Origin of the sequence: Nostoc sp. UHCC 0870, assembly GCF_022063185.1 — a bacterium.
Lineage (GTDB): Bacteria > Cyanobacteriota > Cyanobacteriia > Cyanobacteriales > Nostocaceae > Trichormus.
On the sequence record NZ_CP091913.1, the window covers coordinates 3,096,771 to 3,115,383 of the forward strand.

Sequence of the window (18,613 nt, forward strand, 5' to 3'; positions counted from 1 at the left end):
GAGGAGGTTTACGCGGAGGGGTGCGGAGATTTTATGAGTTCGAGTATGTGGTGATGGAAGGGGCGGAGTGAGGAGCGATGTCCGACGCTAATGTAGGTAATTTGGGTTTTTTGGAGTTGTTGATAAAGTTGGCTTTGATTGGTTTCGTCTAAGGCACTGGTGGCTTCGTCTAGAATGGCGTATTGGGGAGACTGTATTAGTAAGCGGGCAAAAGCTAGTCTTTGTTGTTCTCCGATAGATAGAACTCTTTCCCAGTCGGTGATGCTATCTAAGCCGTTGAAGTGTGTTACTAAGTCAGTTAAGTTTACTTGCTGCAAAACTTGCAAGAGTTCATCATCTGATATGCTCTTGTTAGTTTGGGGATATAGTAGTTGTTCTCGTAAGCTGCCGAGAATCATGTAGGGACGTTGGGGTAAAAAGAGTAGGTGCGATTTTGGATAGGTAATTTTTCCAGTTCCAGACTGCCACAATCCTGCTAATGCACGCAAGACAGAGGTTTTACCTACGCCACTTTTACCAGTGATTAATAGGGATTCTCCAGGGGTTATGGTAAAGGATAAATCTTTAACTAAAATCTTTTGATAGTCGGGTGTGTGTAGGGTGACGTTTTGAAAACTTATATACGAATCTTCAACTAAGTTAATTAAATACTCCTCTCCATCACTCTGATTTTTTAGGTTATTGGTAGAACCTAACCCCCTAACCCCCTTCCCTACTAGGGAAGGGGGAATATTGAAAGCCTCTCTCCTTTTAGGGGAGAGGTACTCTAGCGAGAAGCCGCTCCGCGTCTTTGGAGAGGGGTTTTCTAGTTTCTCAATATGATTTTGCAACTCATCTAAGCGAGTGACTGCTGCGGCTAAGTTACTTAGTTGCTCAAATTGGCTAATAATTAAGCCTAAAGCCAGTAAAATACTACGAAAAGCTACTCCAGCTTGCGCCGATACGCCTATTTCTAGTTCACCCGCTAAGATTCGGGGAGCTAATATAAATGTTGGTAGTAAAAATGTGATGTATTGATAACTGTTTTGAAATAAGTCTAAGCCTAATTGCCAACGAATTAGATGTGTAAAGTTGCTGACGACTCGGAGAAACCTTTGCCAGAGTTCTTGATATTCTACCGCTTCTCCTTGGTAGAATGCGATCGCCTCTGCATGATCTCGCACCCGAATCAAGCCGTAGCGTAAATCAGCTTCTCGTTTGAGTTGTTCAAAGTTAATCCCTACTAAAGTCTTACCAAAAACTATTGTAGTGAATATTGTGCCAACTACAGCATAAATGATTAAAAACACCATTAATGATGGAGCAATCCGCCAGAGGACTCCAGAGAAGCCAATCAGGAGTAAAATTGAGTCACATAGGACAACAGCAAAATAAAGCGATTGTTGGGTAAAATTTTGAATATCTTCGGCAATGCGTTGATCTGGGTTATCAATATCCGATGTTGTAGTCAGGTGGTAAAAGTTCCGTTGATGCAGATATTGATTCAGAAAATATGTAGTTAACCATTGTCGCCAAGATAAACTTAATTGAGCTTGCAAATAGGTTTTCAGCGCGAGAATTGGTACACCGATGAGTAAAATTCCTAGGAAAATTACCACTGCTTCGATAAATCGGTTGCTATCTACTGCGGCTAAAGAGGATTCTAATTCACCGAGAAAAATACTTAAGACAACTGTGACTACTGTACCGATGAGTGAGAGACATAGTAACAGAAAAAGAAGTGCGATCGCTTGCCACTTCTTTTCTGAAAGCCAATAAAGTTTACCAATGCGCCAAAACTGTCTAAGCATTTTAATGAAAAACATCTGCGGGGTCAGCAGAACGGAGTTTATTGGAGGCGATCGCAGCTGAGGTGAGACACATGATAAATGTTAAAATAAATACCATAATTGCTAGATCAGGTGTCATCGCCAATTCTAATCGTGTCGAACTTGCGAGAAAATTATACATACCCACAGACACAAAAAAACCTGGGATAAAACCTAATATTGTCAGAATCGTCGCTTCTTGGAAAATAACTAATAAAAGATAAATATCAGAATAACCCATTGCTTTAAGGGTAGCGTATTCAGCTAAATGATCCCTCACATCGGCATACAATACTTGATAGACAATTACCACCCCAATAATAAACCCCATAACCGCACCAAAACTAAAAATCAGTCCGGCTGGATTTTCTTGTTGGTATTTCAACTCTTTAGCTATCAATTCTTGATGAGTATAGACACTAATACCAGGTACATTCTTTTCAATACCAGCTTTCACAGCTTCTGGATTAACACCGGGGTCTAAGATAACTATACCAATGCTGACTCTGTTTAAAATCTCCTTCCCAAATATCTCGGCATAATTAGCCTCACTTGTAATTAAATTACCTGTGCCTAAAAAGAAGGAATTACCTAAGTTAAATAGTCCGACAATATCAGATTTACGCCTATTAATTAAAGCTGTAATTATTGGATTTTGAGTATTAGTAAAATCTTGAACAACAGTCCCTAATTCTTGTTGAGCCAATCGATCAAATAAAAAACTATCAGGTACACTTATCTTATGACGTTGATAATTAACTTCAGGAATATCAAGAACTTTTTTGTTAGGATTAAACGCAATTACTCGTGCTTCATAAGATTGATATTTTTGTGTATAAGACCAAGAAACAGCAGAATTGAGATAAAGAGGAATAGTATCAGCAACACCTTTAATTCCTGCTGCTTGATAAAGACGCAAACGGTCAAATTCTATTGAACCCAAAAATCTAGTATCTGGATGTAATAGGAACAAATCTCCTGTAAGACTTTCCGGTAAAAGAGTAGCTCCACTAGTAAATAATTGCCTAAAACCCAACTGCATAAAAATCAATATATTCGCAAATGCAATCCCTCCCATTGCCACCAAAAGACGTGTTTTTTGATATGATAGCTGTGACCAAGCAAGTGAACGCTGAAATCGTATTTTTTTAGAAATAGATTTTAACATCGATAAATTTTAATTCTTAATTTACTCAACAAAAAACCTTAACTAACACTTTGCACCCCTCTGTGTTTAAAACTCTTACAAACTAACCCTCAATATTAATTTTCACCCGTACTAACATATAAGTTAAAGCAGCAATTTTAGAATTATATTTAGGGTCAATACGTATCTTAACAGCAATCACCCGTGAATTATCATCAGTTGTAGGTCCTCTGGAATTAGCTGCATTTTGCAGAGTTCTTTTACCAATTTGTAAAGCAATTTGTTCGACAGTACCTTTAATTTCACCACTAAAACCGCCATACTCGCTGCTAATAATTGCTTGTTGTCCGCGACGCACTTTATCAATATCAGTTTCCGCAACCTCAGCTACAGCAAACATTCGGTCAGTTTGAGCAATTTCTACAATCCCTTGACTAGTGTTGACTTGTTCACCAATACGAGTATTGATTCTTAATATTTGACCAGCAGAAGGAGCGCGGACTTTGGCATTTTCTAACCGAGCTTTTCTTTGAGTAACAGCAATTTTGGCTTTTTCTAAGCGCACTTTAGAAATTTGTACATCTACAGGACGAATTTCTTTTAATTGTGCTAATGTTGCTTCTTCTTGAGTAATTTGTGCTTGTAAAGTTGTAATAGTTTTATCTAATTCTGCTTGGCGTTCCATCAACGTAGCTTCAGCCGTGGCTAATTCTCGTTGTGCTGTGTCTGCATCAGCAATAGAAATAGCACCTTCCGTAGATAAATCTTGACGACGTTGATAAGTTAATTGTGCTTCTTGTAACGTTGCTTCTGCGCTATTTATAGCTGCTTGCTTTTGGATAGTTTCTGCTTTTAACTGTGCTTCTAAACGAGCAATAGTAGCTCTTTGTGCAGCCATTTCTCCTTTTTTAGCTTCACCTTGTTTTACCTTTAAAAGTTCCGCCTCGTGCAAACGTACATCAGCTTCTGCATCTCGCAAATCAGCTTCTAATTGGTCAATTCCTTGTAAAATTGCTATTACTTGATTTACCTTAACAAAATCCCCTTCCTTCACTAAAATTTGGTTAACTCGGCTATCTTGAGCATTAGGAACAGAAAGCTTAATTACTTCCCCTTCTGGTTCAACTTGTCCCAACGCAATTACAGCAGTCACAGGTGCAGGCTCGACGGCAATTTGAGCAGTAGAATTAATATTTGCCTGTGATGTTGTACAAGCTGTAGATAGACTCAACAAGCCCAAAATAATCGTTAAGTTACACCATTTTTTCATGAACTTAAAACCTAACCAAAACACCCCTACACCCCTACACCCCTTGTCCAACCATTGATTTTCTGTTTTCAGACGTAAGTTTGATTAATTGTTGTAATTGACTGACAAATGGTAAACTTGCCATCACTAAATCGTAATCTTGGACAAAATCAATTAAGCAAGCAATTTCATCTACACCAGCAGCGCGAATTTGTTCCACAAAGGGAAGACAACTTGCAGGAGTGCCGATGAGCGATCGCCCCTTCATAAATCCTTCTACGCCGAATTGCAGTAAACTATCAATATCATCTTCCGAGAAGTTTTTGATACTGACATTTAACCCCATACCCTTAGCTAGATTTTCCAGCAAGTCGTAGTGAGTTTTCAGATAATTGCAAAAAGGCTGTGTAACTTTTGCTTTCACATCATTGATATCATCCCCCAAAAAGGTATGAATCATCAATGCCACTTTCCCCGATTGGGGGTCGTGTCCATGTTTGGCTAAAGATTTCCGATAAAGTTGAATTTTTGGAACAATATCATTAAGAGTACCACCTAATAAGGAAGTCAAAACATGAGTTCCTAATTTCCCTGCTTCCACAAAAGTTTCTGAAGATTGACAAGTCATCCAGACAGGAAGTTCATTCTGCACAGGTCGAGGTAGTGTTTTTACGGTGAAACTTTTTCCCGTAGCATCTTGACGTTCCACAGCTTCACCCCGCCACAGCTTCCGCATCACCTCCAAATCACGCCACATTACAGCTTTGCGGTTGTTGTGGGGTTCACGAGCCAAAACAAAATCATCCACAGTCCAACCAGAAGCAAAGGCGATCGCCACCCGACCATGTGATAAATTATCTACTACAGCCCACTCTTCCGTAGCTCGTACAGGGTCATGTAAAGGTAGAACAAAACTCCCAGCCCGTAGCTGCACCCTTTCAGTAATCATCGCCAAAGCCGCACTTGTCAGAGTTGGATTAGGGTACAGACCACCAAAAGAGTGAAAATGCCGCTCTGGAGTCCAAACAGCCGTAAAACCGTGAACATCAGCAAACTTAGCACTTTCAATCAAAAGCTCATATTGATTCGGACGAGCAACAGAACCATCACCATCAAAATAAAATAAACTAAAATCCATACTTCTAGAACCTATCTAAAAAATGTCAGTAGAGACATAGCAATGCTACATCTCTACTTTGCGTACCTCTGCGCTTACCTTTGCGCTCCTCTGCGTTTAAACTCTCACTTAAACAACAGTAAACGACGAAGAACTCAAGCTACTAGATTGAACAAACTTCAACACAGCCAGAGTTTCATCACCGACTTGAATTAGCGTATCCAAACCGCTTTGATTCAAAGTCAATTGTTCAAAGCTGAGTCCACCACTTAAACCAACCTTTTGTCCCAAGCTGACTTGGAAGTTGTTGATAGTATCAACACCAGCACCTTGAGCGACAACGACGGTATCTTGACCACCATTCAAGAAAATGAGGTCATTACCAAGACCACCGTTAATCAGGTTTTGACCAGAGCCACTGTAGATGATGTCATCACCAGCACCACCTAGTAGGGTGTTATTGCCAGCACCAGCATAGAGGATATCGTTACCGTCACCTCCATCTAGTAGGTTGTCACCAGCACCACCAGTTAAGTAGTCATTACCAGCACCACCCAATAAGGTGTCATTACCATCACCACCAAATAGTGCGTCGTTACCGTCGCCACCATCTAAGTAGTCATCGCCAGCACCACCAAATAGGTAGTCATTACCCAGACCACCAAAGATTCGGTCGTTACCAGCATTACCAAACAAACTGTTGTTGCTGTCATCACCAACTATGACATTGTCACCAGCATCACCAACAGGATTGGTTGGGGCATCACTAATGGTCAAAGTAATACCACTAGCATCGGGGTTGACTTCATACAGTTCCCCATCAACTAAGTTGAAGGTGATGTTTTCAATCCCTTCATTCGCACCATCATCAAACACCTTGAGGGTGAGGGATGCTGTCGGTTCGGTTAAAGTGACAAAGAAACCGCCACCAGTACCATCTGGTTCTGGGAAGCCTGCAATACCTTCCCAAGTGACAGCAGGTGTACCATCTTCATTGAAGATGACAAACTCACCTAATGCTCCTCTAGTGGGGCTGAGGACAAATAATTTCAAGCCGCCCTCTGGGATTTCTCCATCGACACTGAAGTTGACTGTTAGGGTGTCACCTTCCTTGAGGTTGGTTTGCTCAGTGGAGATGCTCACAACTGGGCCGATACCTCCAGATACACCATCTACATAGGTGACATCTACAGAACTGGCTGCGGGGTCTAGAGCATAAGCTTCACTCGCTAGCAGTTGATAGGTGTAAGTAGTGTCTGCTTCCTCTACGATGTCATCGAAGACAGGAATGGTAACAGTAGCGTTAGCTTGAGTTAAGCGGAACTCGTAGGCTTGAGTGTCACGGTTAAAGCGGAGATATTCTACGCCTTCTGACTCAACTACTTGCCGGAATTGTAATCCTTGCTCGACTGCTGAGGGTCGCAAATCTCCACCGACGCTGACTACTATGCCTTCTTCTGGAATGATGCCTTGGGCGTTGAAGATTAGCACCAAGCCTGGCCCTTCTGCTTCATTGACTACTGGGCTGGCTGTGAATCCTACTACTGGTAATTCACTAATAGTGAGAGTGATACTACCAGCATCGGGGTTAACTTCATACAGTTCCCCATCAACTAAGTTGAAGGTAATATTTTCTACTCCTTCATTTGGACCATCATCAAACACCTGTAAGGTCAGGGATGCTGTCGGTTCAGTTAAAGTGACAAAGAAACCGCCACCAGTACCATCTGGTTCTGGGAAGCCTGCAATACCTTCCCAAGTGACAGCAGGTGTACCATCTTCATTGAAGATGACAAACTCACCTAATGCTCCTCTAGTGGGGCTGAGGACAAATAATTTCAAGCCGCCCTCTGGGATTTCTCCATCAACACTGAAGTTGACTGTTAGGGTGTCACCTTCCTTGAGGTTGGTTTGCTCAGTGGAGATGCTCACAACTGGGCCGATACCTCCAGATACACCATCTACATAGGTGACATCTACAGAACTGGCTGCGGGGTCTAGAGCATAAGCTTCACTCGCTAGCAGTTGATAGGTGTAAGTAGTGTCTGCTTCCTCTACGATGTCATCGAAGACAGGAATGGTAACAGTAGCATTAGCTTGAGTTAAGCGGAACTCATAAGCTTGGGTGTCACGGTTAAAGCGGAGATATTCTACGCCTTCTGACTCAACTACTTGCCGGAATTGTAATCCTTGCTCGACTGCTGAGGGTCGCAAATCTCCACCGACACTGACTACTATGCCTTCTTCTGGAATGATGCCTTGGGCGTTGAAGATTAGCACCAAGCCGGGCCCTTCTGCTTCATTGACTACTGGGCTGGCTGTGAATCCTACTACGGGTAATTCAATTACAGGAGCAGGAATCAAGTCAATGGTGAGGTCGTATCTGCCGATGTTGATACCAGAAGCGGGAATAATACGACCACCGCCACTACCAGCTACAAAGGGGTCATAATGACGGTTGGAGTTAGCAGCAACACCTATGTAGTAAGCGCCATCTGTGGTAGCAGTGAACTCTAAATAGGGGTCACGGTTGGAGACAAACAACTCATTGGGTGCAGGAGCAAGAAAGTTTCTGGCTAATTCCTGACCTGCGGCATCAAACAGGCGCAATTCTGTATCAACAAACTGGGTTCTTTCAACTCCGTCAATATTAAAGGGCAGGGAGTCGATGTCAATCTTAATGCTATCGCCTGCTTTGAGTTCTACCTTGTAGATGTCAACATCTTCAGATCGGTCGATGAAGTTAGGAGCAGCATTACCAATTGTTGCTTGAATTTTGAATTGGGTGTTGTCTTTAGTTAACTGTGTATCGACTGCTTGAGGAATAGTATCGTTGATCGCTGCTAGGTTGTTACCTTCTGTCTCAACTAACGGGACATCACTGGTATTGTCGTAGATTGTGAAGGTGGCAGTGTTAGCAGTGGGGCTAACTTCATAGCTATCACCAGGGGCAATGGAGAAGACTGCTGTCTCTACACCTTCAGCAATACCATCATTGCTTATAGGTGTTCTAACTACAGCTTGATTATCTGTGATTTTCAGACTAAAGCCATTTTCAGCAACGCTGACGATTTCTCCACCAGTAATTTCAACTCCACTCAGGTCAAATTCACCTAAACTTTCACTGTTAACAAAGATGGTGAGACCTTCTGCGGGTGGTGGGGAACTGAGGCTGAAAGTATGTACGCCTACTGTGTTCTCTGACTCAACCAGAGTTGCGGGACTGAAGGCATAGCTAACTAATACCTGAGATGCTGGTGTATCAGCAATGCTCAAGGTAACTGCTGGTTTAGCTGAGTCAATTGTGTACCCTGCACCAGTTTCTAAGCTGAAGGTGAAGGTTTCGATACCTTCAACTAGACCATCATCAAAGGCTGACAGGGTAATAGTTGAGGTTTGTTCGGTTAACTTGACGTAGAAACCACCTGCACGGAAGTTACCAATGGGGAAGGAAGCACCGTTAACTTCTGTGGCAAAGACATCAAACTCACCCAAAGCTGCACGAACCCCACTGTTGACGTAGACTAATACGCCTTCTGCTGGTGGTGCTTGGTCTAGGGTAAATGTGAGTGTGGCACTAGTTCCTTCTGATTCAATCAGTTGGTTTTGGCTAATTTCTATGCCTACTTGCGGCACGACTGTGGGTACAGGTGCTTGCTCTAAGGTTGGGTAGAAGGTAACTGTGGAGAAGTCGCTATCTGGGTTAACTCTGGTGTTGTTTCCAGGTAGTAGGGAGAAAGTTGCCGCTTGCGGTGATTCAAGTTGCAGACTGGTGGGAATAACAATGTTGATGAAGGCGTTATTCTGAGTCAGTTTGAAGGTAAAACCTGTAGCTTCACCGGTGGCTGGGTCATAAATTGCTTCGCCAATTTCGCCACCAACACTAAAGGGTCTGACTCTAACGGAGTTACCAAAGTATTGCCGCAGAATAATGTCACTGTTAATGATGACCTCTGCACCACCTTCAGGAATTACACCATCTGCTGTTAAGGCGATCGCTAATACTGCTGCACCTGATGGGGGAGCAGTTACTAGGTATGGAGACAGAATCCTCTCACCTGTGCCGGCGGATGAGTAAGTCCCTGTGATTGTATCTATGGAGATGAGGGGGCGATCGCCACTAGGAACTGGTAGGGCAGGGTTGACAACTGCGCCAACTTCTGGGTTGAGGCTGAGATTTAGGGTATATGCCCCAGTAGTTGTGCCTGTACCGCTTGCCTGTACGTTGGGATCGTAGGGGTTGAAGTTGGACAGGTTGGGATTTTCTGCACTGCGATCGTAGTTGGGATTGCTGCTGACACCAATGTAATAAACGCCGTCTGCTGGTGCAGTGAAGTTGATGTAGGAGTCGTTTCTGGAAACGAATATCTCGTTGGGGGCTGGGGCGATGCGGTTAGCTGCTAACACGTTGCCTTCAGCATCAAAGACTTGCAGGGCTGAGGAGAGGGTAGAACCGTCTTTTTGTGCGTCGATGTCAATCGCTAGGCGATCGCCTGCTTTCAACTCAACTTTGTACAGGTCTACATCTTCGGTGTTGTCAACGTAGGTAAAGCCTGCATCTGTGGGGTTGATTCGGTATCTATTTACACCGCTATAATCGATTGCCCCGGTGATTGATAGTGTGGGGTTAGCCTCACTCAATCTGGTGTCGTTGGCTGTGGCAATGGTGTCATTGCTTTCTACTTCTGCACTTAGGGGTAGTGGTGCATCTAAGATGGTGAAGATTGCTTGATTGTTGGTTTCCCCAATGATGTAACCTGCTCCTGACTGCAAGCTGAAGACGGCTGTTTCTGTACCTTCCGTAATGCCGTCGTTCTTCACAGGTAAATCAATCACTGCTCGTTGTGCAGTCATACTCAAGTCAAAGCCATCTTCTCTGACTGCGACAATCGTACCGCCAGTAACGCTAATTCCTGCCAGGTCAAATTCACTCAGATTCGGTGCGCTGACGGAAACAACTACGCCTTCTGCGGCTGGGGGTGCAGTTAAGGTGAAGGTGTGACGCGAAACCGTCCCTGCTGTCTCAATCAGAGTGGCTGGTGTTCTGGTGAGTGTGAGTAATGGTAGGGTCGATTCTGGGGTGTCTTGGATGGTAACTACCACAGTATTTTCTGTGGAGTTGACTGTGTAACCAGGGTTTGCTACTACGCTATAGCTTTGAACTTCTAAGCCTTCTGTTACACCGTGAGGGAATGCCGCTACTGTAATACTTGCGGTCTGTTCGGTGATGCGGAAGTAGAAGCTATTGCTACCAATGAGAGCGGGGAACTCTCCACCTACTACTTCTGCTTGCAGGACATCAAAATCACTCAAGCTGGAGAATTGCGCGCCTCTGACTAAAACTACTACACCTTCTGGTGGTGGTGGTTCACTGAGGCTGAAGTTGAGGGTAACTGTGCCACCTTCTGACTCAACTATGGTGGTGTTGGTGGCACTGAAGCTAACTTCTGGGGTGACGCTTGGTGCTGGTACGTCTTGCAGTGTGTTGTAGACCGGGAATGTGGTGGCTGCTGCCTCTGAGTTGACACTGTAGCCTTCCCCTGCTTGGACTGAGAAAGTAGCTGAGGCTAGGTCATCTGCTGCTAGTCCACTCTTGAGCCGGAAGACAATTAAGGAGTTGGGTGATGTGACTCTGACTTTGAAGCCGATACCGTTACCTGCTTCGTCGTAAATTCCCTCTAAAACTTGCGCTCCTGGTGAGAATGGTGGGGCGTTTAGTCCATTGACGTATTTCCACAGGTCTAGGTCGGTGATGACATCAACTACTAAACCTTCTTCTGGGATGACACCATCTACATTCAGGGATAGGTTGAGGATGGCTGCACCTGTTCTGGTTGTGCCTTCTGCGTCTGTATATTCTGGTGATTTTACTAACCCATAAGCTAGTAGGTTATTTTGAGCATCTGCTGTTACGGGGGTAGCACTAATACCTACTACGGGCTGTTCAATGGTCATAGCGTCGTCAATTGTTATGGTTACTTGGCTGGCATCGGGGTTAACTTGATACTGCTCACCATCGCGGAGGACATAGGTATAAGTCCTTGGCCCATCTACTTCACCGTTATTAAACACCGGCACTGTAATAGTTGCAGTCTGCTCGGTGATGCGGAAAAGTACGGCACTGACAAATTCATTTGTGCCGGAGATCGTGCCGCCTGTGGTAGTTAAACCAACAGGGTTGAGAGTATCTTCTGGATTACGGGGGTTATCCACCGTCACATCAAATTGAGCAATGGAGCGAGGTACACCACTATCTAGGTAGACGACAACGCCGCCTTCTGGGGGTGGGCTGTCGAGAGTAAAGGTGATAGTAAGGACTGTTTGTTCTGATTCAAACAGGGTGGTGGGAGTAGCAGAAACACTAACTACTGGCCCGACTCCTCCGGGTACTCCATCAGTTACGGTGAAGTTGGCAGAACTGGCGGCGGGATCTACTGCGTAACCTTCTCCTGCTTCGAGGGTGTAGGTAAAGGTAGCGTCGCTTTCTTCTAAGATGTCGTTTAAGACAGGCAGGCTAATTGTTGCTGTCGGTTGGAGGATGGTAAAGGTGAAACTGCTCAGGTCTGTTTCTAGAGCAAACAGATCCAATGTTCCTCCGGTCACTCCTGTATTTACCAGGGGACGATCAAAGCGGTAGAATGTATTGCCTTCGGCATCAAATCGCACTTGGGCGGCGGTAAACTGCCTCATGATGTTGGCAACATCACCTTGTAGACGCACAGTAATTCCTTCGGGGGGAATATCGCCTGTGGTGTTGAAGGTTAATGTTAAGACTGTTCCTTCTGCTTCGCTGACTACATCTGGTGATGCTGTGAATCCTACTACTGGTAATTCACTTATAGGGGCAGGAATAAGTTCAGCAGTAATCCTATAGGGGCCTGGTTCATAGAAACCAGGGAAAATCCAACCACTACCGCTACCAGCCACATTTGGATCGTAGAAGTCGTTGCCCAGATTACTGATGCCGACATAGTAAGTACCTGTTGCTGGCGCAGTAAATCTGATGTAAGGATCTCCGTCAGATTGGAAGACTTCATCGGGGGCTGGGACATTAGACGCAATAGCTAACTGATTGCCCTCTGCGTCAAAGACTCGCAACACGGAGTCTAAAAGTGAGCCAGGAATACCAGCATCACCAACACCACTAGCATCAATATCGACAACTAATGTCTGACCGGCTTCTAGGTCAAAGGCGTACATATCTACGTCTTCGGTAGCGTCGATGAAGTTGCGGGTTTGGTTAGTAATACCAATAGCCCCATTCATCACAAAAGTCGGATTGTCTAGGCTGAGTCCGGTAACGATCGCAGTAGCAATTGTCTCATTAAGAGTGGTCGGCTCGCTGGGAATTGTCGGTTCTTCACCGCCGCCACTACCATCGGGCGTTGGTAAAACTACGGATTCAGGATTGTCGGCAATAGTGAGAGTCACAGCACTGGCATCAGATGCGATCGCATAACCTACCCCTGGCTGTACTGTGAAGGTTAGTTCTTCGATCCCTTCTAAAATGCCGTCATCAAAGGCAGATAAAGTAATGCTGGCAGTCTGTTCGGTAATGCGGAAGAAGAAGCCGCTAGACCGGAAATTGGGGGCTGGAATCGCTCCGCCAACAAACTCGGCGTTGAGGACATCAAATTCACCCAATGCACCCCTAACACCGCTATCAACATAGACCAGTACACCTTCTGCTGGAGGTGCTTCATTTAAGGTAAAGGTCAACGTGGTAGTGTTGCCTAGAGATTCTACTAGGGCTGTTTCGCTAATAGATAAGCCAACAGTTGGCACAGTGGGAAGGGTTGGGACATCTGCCAGAGTGCTGTATACCGGAGCAGTGATAGTGGCGTTAGCACCAACGCTGTAACCAACACTTTGTAATAAAGTAAAGGTGATTGGTTCAGGAGTCTCAGAACTTGGCTCTGGTAAATTCTGAAGATTCAGGTTAGCGATCGCATTTCTCTCAGTTACGAGTAACCTAATACCAGTAGGCACACCAGCCGCGTCATAAACTGCGCCGAGAACTTCAGCACCAGGGCTAAAAGGTGCGCCTAGTTCAAAATAGTCGCGCAGGTCGATGTTGCTGTTCAGCACCACCTCTAGTCCGTCTTCATGGATAGCACCACTTACGGTTAACCCCAAAGTCAAAATAGAAGCACCGTCTTCTAGAGACTGCACCAGGGCATTAGCCAGCAAATTATCACTGGAGTCATAAGTACCTGGTGTTGCCAGTAGCGATACTGTTACACCATCACCAGTGCCTGGGTCAATCACGGTTTCAGCCGGTACAATCGGCTGATTTAGGGAGAGATTGAGGGTGTATGTCCCACTACTGCGACCTGTACCACTACCTGCTACCAAGGGGTCATAGGGATTATTATTGAAGCTAAATTCACCATTGGGGAAACTGCTCACCCCAACGTAGTAAGTACCAGCAGTTTCGGCGGTAAATTCCAGATAGGAATCAACACCGGCGACAAATAGCTCATCTGGTGCGCCATCGTCATCACTCTGGGCTAACTGGTTGCCTTCAGCATCAAATACCCGTAGTACCGAATCTAGTGTAGACCCCAATTGCTCTGCATCGGTATCGATTCTGACTGTGTCACCTGCTGCCAACTCGAAGGAGTACATATCTACGTCTTCGGTTTGGTCTACCAAGCGATTATTGCGGAAGTTGAAGTTAATCGCACCTTCAATAACCACCTGATTTTTGTCCACGCTCAGACCAGTGGCTTGAGCTGTAGCAATGGTGTCATTTGGTTCAGCTTCCATCATCGGCAATATGGGAGCTTGAGCCGGTATATCCACAATAGTGAAGCTACCTGTAGCTGCTTGTGGATTAACTTGATAACCTTCCCCGTCTACCACGGTAAAGACTGCCGTCTCTAGTCCTTCAGCAATACCATCATTAGCTACTGGCAGGTTGATAGTTGCAGTTTGGTCAGTGATTGTAAAATCAAAGCCATCGGCACGAACTGCGGCAATAGTGCCACCTGTAATTTCAATTCCCCCTAGATCAAACTCACCTAAATTAGGCGCACTGACAGAAACAGTCACACCTGTTGCTGGTGGGGGTGAACTGAGGCTGAATTGATGCACCGATACCGTACCCTCTGATTCCACTAGTACAGTCGGCTCTGTCACCAAACTGACCTGAATCAGAGAACTTTCATCATCGCGGATGGCTAAGGTAGTTGTTCCCCCATCTGCTGCAACCGTGTAGCCTGGGTTGGGTTGCAGAGAGAAAATAAAGCTTTCAATGCCTTCGACAATATCATCGGCGAAGGGTTTGAGGGTGATACTAGCTGTCGGCTCAGTAATTTTGAAGAAGAAGCCACTGGCAGAACTATCGGGAGCGGGGAAAGAACCGCCTGTAAAACTAGCATTGAACAGGTCAAACTCACCCAAGCCGTTACGCACATTATTATTCACATAAACCAGCACGCCTTCTGGTGGGATTTCACCATTAACAGTGAAGGTTAATGTCGTTTCATCAACACCTTCAGTGAGTGGTCCGGCATTAGTTACACTGATACCCACTTCTGGTACAGAGGTGGGTACAGGTACTTGATCTAGGGTGTTGTAAACTGTGACTGTGGAAGTTGCCGTTTCGCTGGGGTTATAGCCTTCTCCCCCTTGAACAAAGAAGGTGACAGTTTCCGGGTCTGTAACATTCTCAGTGCCAGGGCTAATAAAGTTGATGATGGCATTGGGTTGATCCATGCGGAATTGGAAACCTGTTGCCAAACCTTCTTCGTTGTAAATAGCAGCAATTACCTCACCGCCAAAACTCCGTGGACCAGGGCCAGCTTCTCTGATGAATTGCGTAATGTCAGTAATATCACTGTTGACATTAACGATTAAACTACCTTCGGGTATCGGCGCATCTGCACTTAGGGAAACACTCAGCACTGATGCTCCAGAACCAGCAGATTTTACCAAATTGGGGGTAACAATCTCGTTGGTACGGGAGAAAGTACCACCGATGATATCCAGAGAAACGGTAGGCACTAATGGTGCTTGTGGTGCATCATCAATAGTGATGGTGACAGCACTGGCTTCGGGGTTAACTTGATACTGCTCCCCATCGCGCAGGCTATAAGTAAAAATGCGTGGTCCGTCGATTTCTCCGTTATTAAAAACAGGTACTGTAATAGTTGCAGTCTGCTCGGTGATACGGAAAAGTACGGCACTGACAAATTCATTTGTGCCTGATATTGTGCCGCCTGTGGTAGTCAGACCAACAGGGTTGAGAGTATCTTCTGGATTACGGGGGTTATCCACCGTCACGTTAAATTGAGCAATTGAGCGGGGTACACCACTATCTAAGTAGACGACAACACCTCCTTCTGGGGGTGGGCTGTCGAGAGTAAAGGTGATGGTAATGGCTGTTTGCTCTGACTCAAACAGGGTGGTGGGAGTGGCGGAAACACTAACGACTGGTCCAACTCCTCCGGGTACTCCATCAGTCACCGTGAAGCTGGCAGAACTGGCTACAGGATCTACTGCGTAACCTTCTCCTGCTTCGAGAGTGTAGGTAAAGGTAGCGTCGCTTTCTTCTAAGATGTCGTTTAAGACAGGTAGGCTAATTGTTGCTGTCGGTTCGAGGATGGTAAAGGTGAAGCTGCTCAGGTCTGCTTCTAGAGCAAACAGATCCAGTCTTCCCCCAGTGACTCCAGTCTCTACCAACGGACGGTCAAAGCGGTAGAAAACATTCGCTTCGGCATCAAAGCGTACTTGCGCTGCTGTGAACTGCCTCATAATATTGGCAACATCACCTTGTAGACGCACAGTAATTCCTTCGGGGGGAATATCGCCTGTGGTGTTGAAGGTTAATGTTAAGACTGTTCCTTCTGCTTCGCTGACTACATCTGGTGATGCTGTGAATCCTACTACTGGTAAGGTAGATGGTGCAGTGTCGTTAATGGTGAAAGTAATTGCATTTTCACCAGGAACAAAGTCATATCCTGGTACGGGGCTAAGGGTGTAGGTAAAGGTTTCTGCACCTTCTACAACTTCATCTCTAAATAGGGGGAGAGTGATGGTTGCGGTTTGCTGAAGTAATCTAACTGTGACAGCACTGGAGGTAGCATTGGCTCTTAAAAACCTTAATCCATCAAATGCTGCACTAAAAACATCAAATTCAGCAAGCGATCGCTCTACGCCACTATCAAATGTGACTTCTAACCCTCCTTCTGGGGGTGGTTCGCTGAGTTGAAAGGTTAAAACAATACTGTCGTTGTTGGCTTCAACTAACGTAGTTGGACTAGCGGTAAAGCTAAGTGTTGGCATAGTTGCTGGTGCGTTAACGGTAATATTGACTGTTGCCGGTGCAGAATTTACCTTAGTATCGTTGGCTAAATAGGTAAAGCTATCTGTACCAATAAACCCTGCATTGGGTATGTAAGCAAACGACCCATCAGGATTGAGGGTGACGCTACCGTTGCTAGGTGCTTGCACTACTGCTGCTGTCAGTGGGTCTGACTGAGCATCTGTGTCATTACTTAATACACCGTTAGCAACAGCCACTACCAGTTGTTGACCTGCTTCTGTGCTGTAGCTGTCGTTGACTGCTACTGGCGGGTCGTTTGGTGGTGGTGCTGGTGCGTTAACGGTAATATTGACTGTTGCCGGTGCAGAATTTACCTTAGTATCGTTGGCTAAATAGGTAAAGCTATCTGTACCAATAAACCCTGCATTGGGTATGTAAGCAAATGACCCATCAGGATTGAGGGTAACGCTACCATTGCTTGGTGCTTGCACTACTGCTGCTGTCAATGGGTCTGACTGAGCATCTGTGTCATTGCTTAATACACCATTAGCTACAGCCACTACCAATTGTTGACCTGCTTCTGTGCTGTAGCTGTCGTTGACTACAATCGGCGGGTCGTTTGGTGGTGGCGGTGGTGCGTTAACGGTAATGCTAACTGTCGCCGGTGCAGAATTTACCTTGCTGTCGTTAGCTAAATAGGTAAAGCTATCTGTACCAATAAACCCTGCATTGGGTGTGTAAGCAAATGAACCATCAGCATTGAAACTGAGAGTCCCGTTGCTGGGTGCTTGTACTACTGCTGCTGTCAGTGGGTCTGACTGAGCATCTGTGTCATTACTTAACACACCGTTAGCAACAGCTACTACCAGTTGTTGACCTGCTTCTGTGCTGTAGCTATCGTTGACTGCTACTGGCGGGTCGTTTGGTGGTGGTGCTGGTGCGTTAACGGTAATATTAACTGTCGCCGGTGCAGAATTTACCTTGCTGTCGTTAGCTAAATAGGTAAAGCTATCTGTACCAATAAACCCTGCATTGGGTGTGTAAGCAAATGAACCATCAGCATTGAAACTGAGAGTCCCGTTGCTGGGTGCTTGCACTACTGCTGCTGTCAGTGGGTCTGACTGAGCATCTGTGTCATTGCTTAATACACCATTAGCTACAGCCACTACCAATTGTTGACCTGCTTCTGTGCTGTAGCTGTCGTTGACTGCTACTGGCGGGTCGTTTGGTGGTGGTGCTGGTGCGTTAACGGTAATATTGACTGTCGCCGGTGCAGAATTTACCTTAGTATCGTTGGCTAAATAGGTAAAGCTATCTGTACCAATAAACCCTGCATTGGGTGTGTAAGCAAATGAACCATCAGGATTAAGGGTGACGCTACCGTTGCTAGGTGCTTGCACTACTGCTGCTGTCAGTGGGTCTGACTGAGCATCTGTGTCATTACTTAATACACCATTAGCCGCAGCTACTACCAGTTGTTGACCTGCTTCTGTGCTGTAGCTGTCGTTGACTGCTACTGGCGGGTCGTTTGGTGGTGGCGGTGGTGGAACTTGACTAGCATTATCGTAGAAGTTAACAGTAACCCCACTGAAATTGGGATCAACTGTATATCCTGTGCCTGGTTGTAGAGTATAAACTACGCTTTGGGGTGTTTCTGGAGTTCCATCTGGAAAAATGGGTGCGCTGACGGTGGCAAGTTGGGATGTAATGTTAAAGAAAAACCCGCTAAAGTCAAAGTCTCCCTGTGGAACACCACCACCAGTGAAGCTGATTTGAAATAAATCTAGTTGCGTTAATGACTGAGGTACGTTACCTAAGAGATAAACTCTCACACCTCCCGGTGGTGGCGGCTCACTTAACTCAAATCTAAAGGTAAGTACAGTCTCTTGAGTCTCTATGAGGGTTGTAGTATTGGTTGTAAACTTAATTGTTGTCATAAATAGTTTGCTACAGATGGGTCAATCTCGAATCTGATCGACAGAACTAACTGAGTTACTCTTCCTCCCAAGTTTTAACTAGGATC

5 protein-coding genes are annotated in these 18,613 nt (G+C 45.3%); all 5 read right to left on the minus strand.

Going from position 1 to position 18,613, the window contains the following annotated elements:
* Positions 1 to 8 precede the first annotated feature (8 nt).
* The 5 genes from L6494_RS13235 to L6494_RS13255 all read right to left on the minus strand — a co-directional run bounded on the left by L6494_RS13235 (position 9) and on the right by L6494_RS13255 (position 18,527).
* Positions 9 to 1,790, minus strand: a complete 1,782-nt coding sequence (locus L6494_RS13235) for an ABC transporter ATP-binding protein/permease (protein WP_237995595.1) — start codon at positions 1,788 to 1,790, stop codon at positions 9 to 11.
* A 1-nt stretch (position 1,791) separates the two neighbouring features.
* Positions 1,792 to 2,976 carry an ABC transporter permease DevC gene (gene devC, locus L6494_RS13240; RefSeq protein ID WP_237995597.1) on the minus strand — a complete coding sequence of 395 codons (1,185 nt, stop codon included), beginning with the start codon at positions 2,974 to 2,976 and terminating at the stop codon, positions 1,792 to 1,794.
* 82 nt (positions 2,977 to 3,058) lie between these two features.
* Entirely contained in the window at positions 3,059 to 4,225 is a 1,167-nt protein-coding gene (locus tag L6494_RS13245; protein ID WP_237995599.1) for an HlyD family efflux transporter periplasmic adaptor subunit, read from the minus strand.
* Between the two features lie 34 nt (positions 4,226 to 4,259).
* Positions 4,260 to 5,342, minus strand: a complete 1,083-nt coding sequence (locus L6494_RS13250) for an LLM class flavin-dependent oxidoreductase (RefSeq protein ID WP_237995601.1) — start codon at positions 5,340 to 5,342, stop codon at positions 4,260 to 4,262.
* A 108-nt stretch (positions 5,343 to 5,450) separates the two neighbouring features.
* Positions 5,451 to 18,527: an Ig-like domain-containing protein gene (locus L6494_RS13255; RefSeq protein ID WP_237995603.1), complete on the minus strand. Its 13,077-nt coding sequence runs from the start codon at positions 18,525 to 18,527 to the stop codon at positions 5,451 to 5,453.
* Positions 18,528 to 18,613 lie beyond the last annotated feature (86 nt).

Bases quoted from the DNA above. Each gene is read 5' to 3' on its own strand.
- L6494_RS13235 (WP_237995595.1), bottom strand. From the start codon at position 1,790: ATGCTTAGACAGTTTTGGCGCATTGGTAAACTTTATTGGCTTTCAGAA.
- devC (WP_237995597.1), bottom strand. From the start codon at position 2,976: ATGTTAAAATCTATTTCTAAAAAAATACGATTTCAGCGTTCACTTGCT.
- L6494_RS13245 (WP_237995599.1), bottom strand. From the start codon at position 4,225: ATGAAAAAATGGTGTAACTTAACGATTATTTTGGGCTTGTTGAGTCTA.
- L6494_RS13250 (WP_237995601.1), bottom strand. From the start codon at position 5,342: ATGGATTTTAGTTTATTTTATTTTGATGGTGATGGTTCTGTTGCTCGT.
- L6494_RS13255 (WP_237995603.1), bottom strand. From the start codon at position 18,527: ATGACAACAATTAAGTTTACAACCAATACTACAACCCTCATAGAGACT.